The 14,107-nt window shown below is 71.4% G+C and carries 13 protein-coding genes; 3 read left to right on the top strand and 10 right to left on the bottom strand.

The features are described from left to right. The 9 genes from IOD16_RS00700 to eno form a co-directional block, all read right to left on the bottom strand. Complete coding sequence (locus IOD16_RS00700) at positions 1-900, bottom strand: ABC transporter permease (protein ID WP_201438496.1); 900 nt, start codon at positions 898-900, stop codon at positions 1-3. After that, the gene (locus IOD16_RS00695; protein WP_201438495.1) at positions 893-1,816 is read right to left on the bottom strand and encodes an ABC transporter permease; all 924 of its coding nucleotides are present in this window, start codon (positions 1,814-1,816) and stop codon (positions 893-895) included. The genes IOD16_RS00700 and IOD16_RS00695 overlap by 8 nt, the downstream gene beginning before the upstream one ends. A gap of 34 nt (positions 1,817-1,850) precedes the next feature. Continuing rightward, the gene (locus tag IOD16_RS00690) at positions 1,851-3,491 is read right to left on the bottom strand and encodes a peptide ABC transporter substrate-binding protein (protein WP_201438494.1); all 1,641 of its coding nucleotides are present in this window, start codon (positions 3,489-3,491) and stop codon (positions 1,851-1,853) included. Positions 3,492-3,667: 176 nt separating this feature from the next. After that, positions 3,668-4,618 (bottom strand): Ppx/GppA phosphatase family protein, encoded by a 951-nt coding sequence (locus IOD16_RS00685; protein WP_201438493.1) that lies wholly within the window; start codon positions 4,616-4,618, stop codon positions 3,668-3,670. A gap of 813 nt (positions 4,619-5,431) precedes the next feature. Then, on the bottom strand, positions 5,432-7,180 hold the full coding sequence (locus IOD16_RS00680) for a cellulose-binding domain-containing protein (RefSeq protein ID WP_236595100.1): 1,749 nt from the start codon (positions 7,178-7,180) through the stop codon (positions 5,432-5,434). Positions 7,181-7,752: 572 nt separating this feature from the next. Further along, positions 7,753-9,066: a lytic transglycosylase domain-containing protein gene (locus IOD16_RS00675; RefSeq protein WP_236594663.1), complete on the bottom strand. Its 1,314-nt coding sequence runs from the start codon at positions 9,064-9,066 to the stop codon at positions 7,753-7,755. Positions 9,067-9,232: 166 nt separating this feature from the next. Beyond that, positions 9,233-9,724 carry a DUF501 domain-containing protein gene (locus IOD16_RS00670; RefSeq protein ID WP_201438491.1) on the bottom strand — a complete coding sequence of 164 codons (492 nt, stop codon included), beginning with the start codon at positions 9,722-9,724 and terminating at the stop codon, positions 9,233-9,235. Next, the gene (locus IOD16_RS39865) at positions 9,721-10,302 is read right to left on the bottom strand and encodes an FtsB family cell division protein (protein ID WP_123744163.1); all 582 of its coding nucleotides are present in this window, start codon (positions 10,300-10,302) and stop codon (positions 9,721-9,723) included. The genes IOD16_RS00670 and IOD16_RS39865 overlap by 4 nt, the downstream gene beginning before the upstream one ends. Next, entirely contained in the window at positions 10,302-11,588 is a 1,287-nt protein-coding gene (gene eno, locus IOD16_RS00660; protein ID WP_123744164.1) for a phosphopyruvate hydratase, read from the bottom strand. Before eno ends, IOD16_RS39865 begins: the two co-directional genes overlap by 1 nt. A gap of 110 nt (positions 11,589-11,698) precedes the next feature. On the opposite strand from eno, the gene IOD16_RS00655 reads away from it, so the two are divergent. From IOD16_RS00655 to IOD16_RS00645, 3 genes are all read left to right on the top strand, one after another. Continuing rightward, positions 11,699-12,412, top strand: coding sequence for an alpha/beta fold hydrolase (locus IOD16_RS00655; RefSeq protein ID WP_201438490.1), 714 nt, complete (start codon positions 11,699-11,701; stop codon positions 12,410-12,412). Between the two features lie 68 nt (positions 12,413-12,480). Then, positions 12,481-12,858: a tetratricopeptide repeat protein gene (locus IOD16_RS00650; protein ID WP_123744166.1), complete on the top strand. Its 378-nt coding sequence runs from the start codon at positions 12,481-12,483 to the stop codon at positions 12,856-12,858. Continuing rightward, a complete protein-coding gene (locus IOD16_RS00645; protein WP_201438489.1) occupies positions 12,855-13,190 on the top strand; it encodes a DUF6968 family protein in 336 nt (111 codons plus the stop codon). The genes IOD16_RS00650 and IOD16_RS00645 overlap by 4 nt, the downstream gene beginning before the upstream one ends. Positions 13,191-13,224: 34 nt before the next feature. Here the strand turns inward: IOD16_RS00645 and IOD16_RS00640 are convergent, their stop codons facing one another. Then, positions 13,225-14,067 (bottom strand): lytic transglycosylase domain-containing protein, encoded by an 843-nt coding sequence (locus IOD16_RS00640; RefSeq protein ID WP_201438488.1) that lies wholly within the window; start codon positions 14,065-14,067, stop codon positions 13,225-13,227. Between the last annotated feature and the right edge of the window lie 40 nt (positions 14,068-14,107).

Raw genomic sequence — 14,107 nt, 5'->3', positions numbered from 1 at the left:
CTACCGCAGCTTCGGGTCGAGGGCTTCGCGCACCGCGTCGCCCAGCATCACGAACGCCAGCACGGTCGCGGTCAGGAACCCCGCCGGGAACAGCAGCGCGTGCGGCGCGACGCGCAGGTAGTCCTTGGCGCTGTTGATCATCACGCCCCACGACACGACCGGCTGCCGCAGCCCGATCCCGAGGTAGGACAGGGTCGCCTCGGCCCCGATGAACGCGCCGAGCGCGATCGTCGAGTAGACGAGCACGGGCGCGACGGTGTTGGGCAGCAGGTGCTTGCCGATGATCCGCCGCGGCGACGCGCCGAGCGCCCGGGCCGCTTTCACGTAGTCCTGCTGCTTGGCCGCGATCGCGGTGGACCGCATGATCCGCATCGCCACCGGCCACGACAGCACCGAGATCGACAGCACCACCTGCGCCACGATCCGCACCGGCCCCGCGTCCCCGCCCGCGTTCAGCGTGGTCAGGATGACGATCGCGCCCAGCACGAACGGCACGCCGACGAACACGTCCGCGATCCGCGACACCACGGCGTCCAGCCAGCCGCCGTAGAACCCGGCGACCATGCCGATGGTGGCGCCGACCAGGATGACGCCGATCGTCGACAGGATGCCGACCACGATCGACGCCCGCGCGCCGTGGACGATCCGCGTGTAGATGTCGTAGCCCTGGTTGTCGTAGCCGAACCAGGCCGCCGCCGAGGGCGCGCCGCGCGACCGGGACAGGTCGGCGACGTTCGGGTCGCCGGAGGCGAACAGGCCGGGGAACGCCGCCATCAGCAGCACGAGCACGATCAGCGACACGGACACCCAGAACAGCGGTCGCCGCCGCAACGCGTGCCAGGCGTCCCCGAACAGCCCGCGCGGCCGTTCGGGGACGAGCGAAGCCAGTTGGTCAGTCATAGCGGATCCTCGGGTCCAAGACCGCGTACAGCAGGTCCACCAGCAACGTCATCAGCAGGTACACCAGCACCAGCACGGTCACCACGCCGGTCACCATCGCGCCGTCCTTGGTCAGGATCGACCGGAACACCAGGCCGCCCACACCGGGCACGTTGAAGATCCCCTCGGTGACGATCGCGCCGCCCAGGAACGCGCCGAGGTCCGTGCCGAGGAACGTGAGCACCGGGATCAGCGAGTTCCGCAGCAGGTGCACGCCGACGACCCGGCGCGTCGGCAGCCCCTTGGCCAGCGCCGTGCGCACGTAGTCCGCGCGCCGGTTCTCGGCGATGCTCGCGCGCGACAGGCGGGCGACGTAGGCCATGGACAGGCTGGCCAGGACGAACCCGGGGACGATCAGGTTCCCGAACGTGGGCGTGGTGACCGTGGGCGCGATCCAGCCGAGCTGCAGCCCGAACACCAGCTGCACGACGTACCCGGTGACGAACACCGGGATCGAGATCAGGAACAGCGTCGAGACCAGCACCAGGCTGTCCAGGAACCCGCGGCCGCGCAGTCCCGACACCACGCCGGCGGTGACGCCGATGACGGCCTCGATCAGCAGCGCGACCAGGGCCAGGCGCAGCGTCACCGGGAACGTCGCCGCGATCCGGTCGAACACCTGGACGCCGGACGACGTGACGCCGAAGTCGCCCTGCACCAGGTTGAGCAGGTACTTCCAGTACTGAAGCGGCAGCGGGTCGTCCAGGTTGAACCGCTCCCGCATCATCGACACGTAGGAGGCCGGGCAGTCCCGCTCGCCGCACTTGCCCTCGAACGGGTCACCCGGGACCGCCCACACCAACGCGTAGATCAGGAACGTGGTGCCGACGAACACCGGCACCATCTGGAGCAACCTGCGCAGCACGTAGCGCCCCAACTCCGCACTCCCCTCGACCGGCCGGCGGGTGTGTTCAGGCCACTTCCACCGAGAAGAGGTCGAGCGTGCGGAACGGGTCGAGGTTGGCCACCTTGAGCCGCTCGGACCGGCCCGCGATGGTGTTCTGCGTCCACAGCGGGATCGACGGCAGGTCGGGGGCCATCATCCGCTCGGCTTCGAGGTACAGCTCGATCGCCGCGTCCTCGCTGGGCGCCTTGTCGGCTTCGGCGAGCTTCGCGTCGAACGCCGGGTTGGAGTACAGCCCGTCGTTGGACGACGCGCCCGTCCGGAACAGCGGCGTCAGCCAGTTCTCGATCGACGGGTAGTCGGCGATCCAGCCCGACCGGTAGATGCCGGTCATCTTGCGCGCGTTCACGTTCTGCCGGAACTCGCCGAAGCTGGTCGACGGCACGAACCGCGCGTCGATGCCGAGGGTGTTCTTGACGCTGTTGACGACCGCCTCGGCCCATTCCTGGTGTCCGCCGTCGGTGTTGGACAGCAGCACGATCTCCCCGGTGTAGCCGGACTTGGCGAGCGCTTCCTTGGCCTTGGCCGGGTTGAACGCGCAGTACTCGCCGCACTGGCCGGGCCGGTAGCCCTTCATCAGCGGGTGCACCCAGCCGTCCGCGGGCTTTCGGGTGCCCTCGAAGATCCGCTTGGTGATCTCCTCGCGGTCGATCGCCATGGAGATCGCGCGCCGCAGGTCCGCGTTGTCGTAGGGCTTGGTGTAGAACGGGAACGCGATGGTCTGGTTGTTCAGCGTCTCCCGCTGCACGACCCGGTCGCCGAGGTCGGTCTCGTACTGCTTGCCCGCCAGCGCGTTGGGCGGCAGCTCCTCCATGAAGTCCAGGTTGTTCGACACCAGGTCGGCGTAGGCCGACTCGCGGCTCTGGTACACCTTCAGCGTCAGGTCCTTGAACTTCGGCTTGTCGGCGCCCTTGTAGTCGTCGTAGCGGGTCAGCTTGATGTCGGTGCCGACCGTGCGGGAGACGTACTTGAACGGGCCGTTGCCGATCGGGTTCGCCTCGAACGCGGCGCGGTCCTTGAAGAAGGACTCGGGCAGCGGGGCGAACACCTCGTAGCCGACGGTCACCGGGAACACCGCGAACGGCTCGGACAGCGTGATGGTGAACGTGTGGTCGTCGACGACATCGAGGCCCGATAACTCCTTGGCGGTCGGGGCCGGCGGTTTCTGCTCGCCGTCCGGGCCGTCGGGGTCGGCCGGGTTGACGGCGGCGTAGCCCTCGATCTGGGAGAAGAAGCTGGCGCCCTGGGTGGCGTTGGGCCCGTAGGCGGTCCAGTTCCAGGCGTCCACGAAGCTGTTCGCGGTGACCGGGGTGCCGTCGTGGAACAACCAGCCCTGCTTGAGCTTGACGGTGAACACCTTCGAGTCGGTGGTCTCGATCGACTCGGCCATCGCGTTGACCGGCTGCGCGTCCTGCGCGCGGTACTCGACCAGGCCGGTGAACATCGGGTCGAGGACGCGGCTGCCGCCGGTCTCGGTGGTGTTGCCCGGGATGAGCGGGTTCTCCGGCTCGGTGTTGAAGATCGTGATGCCGGCGTCGGTGTTCGAGCCGGTCGGCGTCTCCGCCGAACCGCAGGCCGTGGCCGCCAGGACGAGCGCCACGGCTGCGGCAGCGGTCGCGGTTGAGGGGGTTGATCGTGCACCGGACATAGGTCCTCCCACCTGATCGGGGTAACCGAGCAGAGTCGACCGCTTTCGCAGCGTGAGAGAGAACCTAGGGGTCGGGTGACCCGGGCCACACGGATGGGCGCATCACGACCTGGTCACGATCAATCCCAGTTGACGGACAGGTACGTTGACGTGCTCGTTCGCGCCGGTGGGCGTGGTCAGGCGAGGGCGAACGCGATGCCGTCGAGGATGTCGTGCTCGCTGGCGACGAGCTCCGTGACGCCCTGCGCCTCCAGGTGGTCGGCGAGCGTGCGCACGACCAGCGCGCCGCCGCAGATCACGTCGACCCGGCCGGGGTGCATCGGGCCGAGCGCGGCGCGCTCGTCGTGACCCATGGTGAGCAGCTTCGCGGTGATCTCGCGGATCCGGTCGAGGCCGAGCCGGGCGAGGTGGATCTCCTCCGGTTCGTACCTCGGCAGTTCCTTCGCCAGCGCGACAAGGGTCGTGACCGTGCCGGCCACCCCGATCCAGGTCTTGGCCTTGCCGGTCGGCACGGCGGCGAACGCCTCGGCCAGCACCTCGCGGGTGACGTCGACGGCCCGCTCGACCTGCGCTTCGGTCGGCGGGTCGTCGTGCAGGCAGCGCTCGGTGAGCCGCACGCAGCCGATGTCGACCGACCGGGCGGCCTCGACCTCGCCGCGCACGCCGTCCCACGTGCCCAGCACCAACTCGGTCGACCCGCCGCCGATGTCGGAGACGAGGAAGGGACCTTCGTCCGCGTCCAGGTCGGACACCGCTCCCGTGAAGGACAGCCGGGCTTCTTCGTCACCCGTGATGACCTCGGCCTCCACGCCGAGCACCTCCCGGGTCATGTCGAAGAAGGCGGCCTTGTTCGTGGCGTCGCGCGTCGCCGACGTCGCCACCATCCGCACGCGCTCGGTTCCCTTGCGGCGCAAGACGTTCGTGTAGTCGACCAGCGCGGCCCGGGTGCGGTCGATCGCGTCGGGGTGCAGCTCGCCGGTCGCGTCGACCCCTTGGCCGAGCCGGACGACCCTCATCTCCCGGTGCACGTCCCTCAACCACCGTTCACCAGTGTCCGATGTGGTCACATCGGCGACCAGGAGGCGGATCGAGTTGGTCCCGCAGTCGATCGCGGCTACGCGTGCCATGCCCGAGGTCCCCTTCGTGCTGGTCAGTGGTGAACGCATCTCCAGGAGCAGGGTAATCGAGCGGGGAAAAAAGCATGTCCTCGCCGGACGGGCAGATCAGCAGGATGACCGGGGGGGTTGGGTGGTTCTGCTGCGGGTCCGTCGTTGGTCCGGGGTACGTGCCATCCCGCCGACCTCCACAAGGGCTACCACACGTATCAAGGGGGGCCGCCCCCAGTGAGAGCCGTGGCCATCGGTGAACCCGGCCCCCCTTGACACGCGTGGCAGGGCTGCGCCAGGTCGGCGGGATGACACGAACCCCTCCTTTAGAGAGAAGGGCCGGTCAGTGGACCGACAACGACCGGTCCGCGGCGACGGACCCGGATCATCCCCCGTCGGCCGGTGTCCGACCCGCTGTCAGTGCGAGAGGGGTTTGCTTAATCGAGGGGTTCGTGTCATCCCGCCGACCTGGCTTTGCCCTACCGCGCGTGTCAAGGGGGCGTTGTCCAGCACTGGCTACGGCTTCGACTGGGGGCGCCCCCTTGATACGTGTGGTAGCCCGGAGGGAGGTCGGTGGGATGACACGCACCCCGGACCACAACGGACCCGCAACACAACCACCCAAACCCCCCGTCATCCTGCTGATCTGCCCGTCCGGCGAGGACATGCTTTTCAAGCTCTTCAGCCCTCCCCAACCCTCGCCCCCTCGCCCCCTCGCCCCGTCGCACCCCGAGCCCTGCACAAGCGAACGGGCGCCCGCGAGTCATCCCCGCGAGCGCCCGCCACCTACCCGTGCCGTGCTACCCGTACGGCGCTACCCGTGCCGTCGACCGGTCAGTTGGGGGCGTGGATCTGGTCGGCGGAGTTCGCCGCGTAGTCCCTGGTCGCCCCGCGCACGAACATGTTCTGCTCGGCGTGGTTGCCGGAGAAGTGCTGCTTGATGGACCCGTTGAACGGCGAGGTGGACGCGTTGCGGCCGTACACGTCCGTGTAGACGGTGGTCGGGCCGGAGTTGCGCAGCTTGAAGCCGCCCGCCCGGAACTCGCGCAGCGTGCCCTTGAAAGGCGAGCGCGGGTCGTCCCACGCCACGCGCTGCCCGGTCTGCTCGGTGATGCGGCGAACGGTGTTGCAGTAGTCGCCGCGGATGCCCTCGTAGCAGAGGTCGACCTGGCGGGCCAGCTTGTTCGGCTTCGAGGCGTCGTAGTACCGGCCCGGGTTGAGCACGTAGAACAACGGCTGGATGGTGAACGACAGCTGCGAAGTGCCGACCGTGACGTCGGAGAACCAGAACTCGTGCAGGTCGTTCGTGTCGAACGGGATCTCGGTGCCGGTGATGACCTCGAAGTGGGTCTTGCCCTCGCGGATCGCCTGGACGCACGACGCGTCGGTGATGAGCCGGCCGAGCGAGCGCGTGTCGGAGGGCGAGTCGGCCGGGATGGCCGGGCCCACGGTGGTGAACTTGTTGTTGAACGGCCCGGGGCAGTCGGTCGCGCCGAAACCGCCCGGTCGGCCGTTCGGGATCAACGCGGTGAACCTGGCCTCGGTGACCTGGTTGTTGTCCCGGTGCGTGCACTTGTTGTTGTAGATCAGCTCGTGCACGTTGTTGGTGAACGCGTCCGGCGAGTGCGTGCCCTGGTGGAACTTCAGCAGGACGTCGCAGGTGGCGATGGTGGTGCCCTGCGGCGGGAAGAAGCTCGTGCCGTTGTCGCCCTGGATGACGTTCGAGTTGTTGACCGCGAGGACCTTGTGGCCCACGTGGTCCTCGTGCCGGTGCGCGCCGCCGGGGTTGGCGCCCATCATCACTTCGCTGGTGTAGCCGAAGTACGGCCACTTCGCCTCGGCGAACAGGTCCGAGGTGCGCGGGTCGTCGCCGTGCTCGTGGCCGAACGCGCAGCCGCTCGCGTCGCGCGGCGGGTGCCACGTCGGGTAGACCTTGCCGTCCGGGCCGTACGCCCAGTACCTGGCGTGGACCTCGCGGGAGCACTCGCCGGCCTTCGGCGCGTAGCCGGAACCGCTCTCCGACGCGACGATGTCGTACGCCATGCTGGTCTGCGCGTCGGCCGGCGGCAGCGACTTGCCCCACGCGGGGTTGTCGGTGGGCGGCACGGAAGTGGTCGACGTCGGGGACGTCGGGGATGTCGGTGACGTCGTGGACGACGACGTGGTGGATGTCGGCCCGCCGGTCGGTGAGGACGTCGTGGTGGTCACCGGCGCGCCGGTGCACGCGACGCCGTTGAGCGCGAACGAGGTGGGCGCCGGGTTGCTGCCGGTCCACGAGCCGTTGAAGCCGAACGTCGCGGTGGCCCCGGTGGCGAGGGTGGCGTTGTGGCTGACGCTGCGCGCGGTCACCTGGCCGCCGCTCTGGGTCGCGGTGGCGTTCCACGCCTGGGTGACCTGCTGGCCGGAGGCGAAGCTCCAGGTCAGGGTCCAGGAGTTGAGCGGGTCGCCCAGGTTCGTCACGTTCACGTTCGCGGTGAAGCCGTTGTTCCACTGCGACGGGACGGCGTAGGTGACGCCGCAGCCGGTGGCGGCGGCCTGCGCCACGAACACCGTGCTCCCCACGCCGACCGCGGCGACCGCCACGGCTGACAAGAATCGGAATCTGCGTCCACGCATGGTTGTCTCAGCCCTCCATCAGGTGTTGCCGGTGTGTGCGGCGGCGGTGATCCAGGGCATCGCGGGTCGAGTGGGGTTCGGGTTGCCTTCAACGCCGGGAGGCGCGGGTGGCGCGGCGGCGCCCCTCGCGGCTGGGCGGACGACCGGCGGCGTGGTCCACGGGCGTGCTTCCTCCTCGTTGAGGGCAGCGGGACAGCACTCGGCGAGCCTTGTCCTGACCGGTGGCGGGATGGCGGCCACGCACACCGCGGACGTGCGCCGCGGGCGGGTTCGGTCGGTCGTCGTGCGGTCGGACGACCGGATCACCGAAGCGCGACGGGATGTCCGGACCGGCGGGTGGGACTGCCGGTGCGGGTAGTGTTCGACCGACTCGACGGCGTTGTCAACGACTGTCGCAACGTTGCGAAAACGCCCGTCTTAACCCGTTAAGCGATCCTCACCGCCGAGCACCGCTGACGACCACCGCCGTCGACCACCGCCGGCGCCGCGGCCCGCCGCGCCGACCGCCACCAACCGCCGCCGAGCGGGTCGGGCGAGGCTCAGGTGGCCTTCATGGACGACGTCGACGACGACGGGTAGGACGAACCCGAACCGGTTGAGGACGTGCCCTCCGACGTGCCGGCGGGCGACGTGCCCGCGGAGGTCGTCGCGACGGGCGTGGTCGCGGGCGCCTCGGTCGTGGTGGTCGTCGTCGTGGTGGTCGGCGTGGGGCAGCCGGGCGGGATCGACGGCGTCGTGGTGGGTGTCGTCGTCGGCGTGCTGGTCGTCGTCCCGGTCGGCTCCGCCGGCTCCGTGGGGCACGTCGGCGTCGTGGTCGTCGTCGACGGCCTCGTCGGCACGCTCGGGGTGAACGTGATCGTCACGCCGGGCCGCCACGTCGTCGTCGGCGTGGTGGTCGTCGTCGGGTTCACCGTGCTGGAGGACGGCGGGGTCGTGTTCCCGGGAGGGGAGGCGTTGTTGTTGTCCGACGGGGTGTCGTCGCCGGGGCTCGGGCGGAAGTCGTCGTCCGAGCCGATGATGTCCGGCAGCACCGGCACGCCGTTGGCGTACACGTCCGCCCAGTACAGCACCGTGGCCACGTACTCGTTGGACTGGTTGTAGCGGAACACCGAGCGCGCGCGCTGCACCGGGTCGCTGACGTCCACGTTGTTCGCGCACAGGTAGTTGCCCGCGCCGATGGTGGCGTCGTAGATGTTGTTCGGGTTCCGCTCGCCGTCCTCGTTGCCGTCGGCCGCGTAACCGGCCCACGTGGAGGGGATGAACTGCATCGGGCCGACGGCCCGGTCCCAGGTGCGGTCGCCGTCGAACTTGCCGCCGTCGGTGTCGCGGATCGCGGCCACGCCGGGCGCGCCGTTGAGCACCGGGCCCACGATCCGCTCGACCGTGGTGCCGCTCTCGGTGACCCGGCCGCCGTGCGCGTGCCCGGACTCGATGCGGCCGATGCTGGCCAGCAGCGGCCAGTCCAGCCGGCAGCCGGGAGTGGTCTGCCCCAGCCGGTCCGCCGCGCGCATGTACGCGTCGAGCATGACGCCGGGGATGCCGTGCTGGCCCTCGCGCAGGAAACCGCCCTCCAGCGGGGGCAGGTCGTCCTCGAACTCCGACGGGTCGTCGGCGTCGGCGAGCAGCGCCGCGCTCAGCTCGTCGGTCTCGGGCAGTTGGCCGGTGGCGCCCAGCTTGCCGTTGGCGTCCAGCGCGAGCGTGCCCAGCACGTCGCCCGGACCGGGCGGCACGGCTTCCACGCCGTCGGGGTCGGCGAGGCTGAACCAGTCGATCGGGGTGGCCGTGTGCAGCAGCGCCGGCACGAGCATCGCGGCGGTCGCGGTGGCCGCGAAGCCCCATTGCCGAGGCGTCATCGTGCCCGGATGGACCTTGGTCCGCTTCCGCCCCCGACGCTTCGACTTCGGCACAGCCACGAACTCCCCATCGACTCGTCACCCGGCCTGTGAACCAGCCTGCCTGATCCGAACGGCGGTGTCACGGGCACATCAGAGGTTTGTGCCCGAAGAACTGCCCGGACGGTCAGTTTTTCACCTTTGACGCGCAGTCACCGGTCGGCCACCACTGCGCGAGCCGGTCGAGCGCCTCGTCGCCGAACGGGTTCACGCCCGGGCCGGCCGCCAGCGAGTGCGCCACGTGCACGTGCAGGCACTTGACGCGGGTCGGCATGCCACCGGCGGTCACGGTCGTGCCGAGCGGCTCGATCGCGTCCCGCTCCGCCAGGTACGCCTCGTGCGCCCGGAGGTAGCTCGCGGCGAGCTGCTCGTCCTCGGCCAGCCGGTCGGTCATCTCCTTCATCAGCCCGGCGCCCTCGAGCCTGCTGACGTAGGAGTTCAACCGCGAGCAGGTCAGGTAGTACAGGGTCGGGAACGGCGTGCCGTCCTCCAACCGGGGGTTGGTCCGCACGACCGCCGGGTGCCCGCTCGGGCACCGCGCGGCGACCGCCCTGATGCCCCTCGGCGCTCGGCCCAACTGCGCCGCGACCGCCGCCAGGTCCTCTTCGCTCACCGTCATCGCGCCGCCGCCGAATCCCACAACTGCTCGTACCACGCCTTGTCCTCGGCCGGTTTGGTCGCCGGTCGCTGTTGGTCCAGTTCACGTTCCGCGTCGCCGGGGAGCTGCACGATGTAGGGCGTCTCGCCGGGCCGCACGTAGTGCAGCCTGCGCCGCGCCTCGGCCTCGACGTGCGCCGGGTCGGCCAGTTCCCGCTTGCGCCGCTCCAGCTGCCCGACCTCGGCGCGCAGCGTCTCCTGCGAGGCGGTGACGCCGCGCAGCTCCTCGCGCTGCGCCAGGTACGTGCGCAGCGGCACGGCGATGCTCAGCGCCAGCGCGCACACCACCATCGCCAGCAGCGCGGCCCGCCGCGTGCCGGTCATGCCGAACGCGCCGCCCGTGCCCGCGCCCGCCCTGGTCCGGGCCCTCGACTGCGGTTTGCGGGCCGCCGCCTTGCCCTTGCGGGGTTCCGGCTTGCGGGGGGCGCCCTGGCGCGGCTCGCCCCCGCGGGCCTGCCCGGTCCGGGACTGCGCCCGGGCAGGGCGGGACCTCGGCGTGGCCTCGCGACCACGCCGGGGTTCCCGTTCCCGTCGTGCCATCAGCTCTCCGGCGTGTACCGCGGGAAGGCCAGGTCGCCCGCGTAGCGCGCGGCGTCGCCCAGGGCCTCCTCGATGCGCAGGAGCTGGTTGTACTTCGCGGTGCGCTCGCCGCGGGCGGGCGCGCCGGTCTTGATCTGGCCCGCGCCGACGGCGACGGCCAGGTCGGCGATCGTGGTGTCCTCGGTCTCGCCGGACCGGTGGGACATCATCGACTTGTAGCCGTAGGAGGTGGCCAGCGCGACCGCGTCCAGCGTCTCGGACAGCGTGCCGATCTGGTTGACCTTCACCAGCAGCGCGTTGGCCGCGCGGCGGGAGATGCCCTCCTCCAGCCGCTCCGGGTTGGTCACGAACAGGTCGTCGCCGACGATCTGCACGCGCTCGCCCAGCTCGGCCGTCATCTGCACCCAGCCGTCCCAGTCGTCCTCGGACAGCGGGTCCTCGATCGACACCATCGGGTAGGCGTCGACCAGCTCGGTGTAGTAGCCGGTCATCTGCTCGGCGCTGCGCTTGGTCTTCTCGAACGTGTAGGCGCCGTCGGCGTAGAACTCCGTGGCGGCCACGTCCAGCGCCAGCGCGATGTCGCGGCCCGGCGTGAAGCCCGCCTTCTCGATCGCGACCAGGATCAGGTCGAGCGCGTCCCGGTTGCTCGACAGGGACGGCGCGAAGCCGCCCTCGTCGCCGAGGCCCGTGCCCAGGCCCTTCGACTTCAGCACCGACTTGAGCGCGTGGTAGGTCTCCGCGCCCCAGCGCAGCGCCTCGCGGAAGGTCTCCGCGCCGATCGGCGCGATCATGAACTCCTGGATGTCCACGTCGGTGTCGGCGTGCGCGCCACCGTTGAGGATGTTCAGCATCGGCACCGGCAGCACGTGCGCGTTCGGGCCGCCGATGTAGCGGAACAGCTCGAGGCCGCTGGACGCCGCCGCCGCCTTCGCCACCGCGAGCGACACGCCGAGGATGGCGTTCGCGCCCAGGCGGGACTTGTCCGGCGTGCCGTCCAGGTCGACCAGCTTCTGGTCGACCACCCGCTGCTCGACGGCCTCGATGCCGACCAGCTCGGGGCCGATCTCGTCGAGCACCGCCGTGACCGCGCGCTCGACGCCCTTGCCCAGGTAGCGCTTGGCGTCGCCGTCCCTCAGCTCGACCGCCTCGTGCTCGCCGGTCGACGCCCCGGACGGGACCGCGGCGCGCTCCAGCGTGCCGTCGTCCAGCGCCACCTCTACCTCGACGGTCGGGTTGCCTCGCGAGTCCAGGATCTCGCGGGCGCCGACCTGCTCGATGACCGCCACGTGCGCTCCCTCGTCAGACCATCTGTGTATCGGTGCCGAGCCTAGTTGGTGCAAGGTGTGGGACTGCCCCGGCTCGCCTGTTGGGGGCACTGGCCGGAAGGGGTTCACCGGTGGTTCACGTGGCGCGGGGTGGGGACGGACCGCTGCTGGTGCTGCTGCACGGGCTCGGCGCGACCGGGTCGGTGTGGCGCGGAGCTGCGGAAACGTGGCCCGGGGCGTGGCTGGCGGTCGACCTGCCCGGTCACGGCCGGTCGGCGCCGGCGGCGCGGTACTCGTTCGGCTCACTGGCGGCTTCGGTGGCCGCCGCGGTCGGTTCGGGGCCGGTGGCGGTGCTCGGGCACTCGTTGGGCGGCGTGGTGGCGTTGACGCTGGCCAGCGGCTGGTTCGGGCTGGACGTGCGGGCGGTCGGCGGGCTCGGGGTCAAGCTGCGGTGGACGTCCGAGGAGCTGGCGCGGGCGGCGGCGCTGGCCGCGAAGCCCGCGCGGGTGTTCCCGACCCGCGAGGAGGCCTCGGCGTGGGCGTCGAAGCTGGCGGGCGTGCCGGTGGCGGACGGCGTGACCGAGACCGACGGCGGGTGGCGCGCGGCGCTGGACCCGGCGGCGTTCGGGGTGGGCGAGCCGGACGTGGCGGGGCTGCTGGCGGTGGCGAAGGCGCCGGTCGTGCTGGCGGCGGGCGAGACCGACCCCATGTGCCCGCCGGAGCACCTGCTGGCGGCGCGGGCGGACGGCCTGGTGCTGCCCGGCGTGGGCCACAACGCCCACGTGGAGCGGCCGGCGTCGATCGAGCCGGTGCTCGACCGGCTGCACGGCGCTCTCGTGTCGTGACACGCCCGTCCCGTCATCCGGTCGGCTGTCGTGTGGCGGCCGGATGGCCGGGTAGCGTTGATCGAACCATGACGGACGGCACCTTCGAGGCGTTCCGCCGAGCCGAGGCGCTGCTCGCTCAACGCCGACCGCTGGAGGCGCTGCGCGAGCTGCGAGTCGTGCTCGACGCGGCGCCGGACCAAGTGGGCGTGCAGCTGCTCGCGGGTCGGGCCTACCTGGGTTCGGCCCAGCTCACGCGCGCCGAGGCGGCGTTCCGGAAGGTGCTCGACCTGGACCCCAGCGATCACTACGCGAGGTTCGCGCTCGGCCGGACGTTGCAGCGGCAGAGCCGGTTGACCGAGGCGTTGACGCAGTTGCGGATGGCGGCGGCGATGAACCCGTCGCCGGAGTACCAGGAAGCGTTGGGCGAGGTCAGCGCCCGACTCGCGGTGGAACGGGACCGATGACGGCGTACGAGTTGGGGCCCGTGGTGGCCGAACGGCGGGTGGAGTGCGTGGCCGGTGACGGCACCCGCACGGAGGTCGTGATCAGGTTCGGGACGCCCCACCCGGACCCGCTGAGCCCGCACGACGACTGGTGCTGCCCGCACCAGGTCCTCGGCCTGGGCGACGAGGCCGTCGGCGCGTCGTTCGGCGTCGACTCCTTGCAGGCCCTGCTGCTCAGCGTGCACCGCGTGCGGCTGGAGCTGGCCGAACGCGCGGCCCGGGCGGCGGTGGACCTCGACTGGCTCGGCCTGGCGGACCTGGGCCTGACCGTCGAACCGCCCACGCGCCCCTGAGGGCAGTCGGGCGCGGTCGGCCCTCGTCGCCCGGTCAGCCCTCGTTGCCGGCGCGGGCGTAGGCGTCGGCCCCGCTGTAGACGTTCTGGCCGTACTCGGTCGAGTTGTTGTAGGCCAGCACGGCCGCCCACCAGCCCGCGCCGGTGCCCAGGTCGCGTCCGCCCGAGCAGAGGTAGCGGGCGGCGGCCAGGGCGGCGTCGTCGATGTTCTGCGGGTCGGGGTCCTGCCCGTCGCCGTTCGCGCGCACCGCGTAGCGGGCCCACGTGGTCGGGATGAACTGCATCGGGCCGACCGCGCGGTCCCAGCGGGTGTCGCCGTCGAGCGTGCCGCCGTCGCTGTCGGCGATCGCCTTCACGCCCGGCGAGCCGTCCAGCGGGATGCCGATGATCGGGCGTGACGGCCGGCCGTCCTCGCCGAGGCGCAGGCCGCCGATCGTGCCGTGGTGCGACTCGATGCGGCCGATGCCGGCCAGCGTCGCCCAGGACACCCGGCACGCCGGGGCCTGCGTCCGCATGGCCAGGTCCGCGATGGCGTACGCGCGCAGGGCGCGGACCGGGATGTCGGTCTTGTCCGACAACGCCGCCGCCCACGCGCCGAGCGGGTCGGTCGTCGACTGCGGCTGCCCGGCCGGTGGCGCCTCGCCGCCCGGACCGGGCGCGGCGGCGCCGGGCTCGACCGCCAGGAACGGCACCGGGAACGGCGGGTCGGCGGCCTGCCCGGGTCCCGAGCGGTTGAAGGTGGCCAGCGCCCACGCCCCGCCCGCCACCACGGCGAGCAGGATCAGCACCAGGACCAGGCGACCGAAGAGGTCGCCGGCCCGACCGCGGCCGGGGCGCGGTTCGGGCTTCGACGTCTTGGGCGGCGGCGGGACGACCACGACCCCAGGCTACGTGCTCCCGGCGCCCGCACGGCGAGGA

Source organism: Saccharothrix sp. 6-C (assembly GCF_016695385.1).
GTDB lineage: Bacteria > Actinomycetota > Actinomycetes > Mycobacteriales > Pseudonocardiaceae > Actinosynnema > Actinosynnema texasense.
The sequence above is the reverse complement of the archived record's forward strand: the minus strand, read 5'-3'. Positions and strand labels throughout refer to the sequence as shown.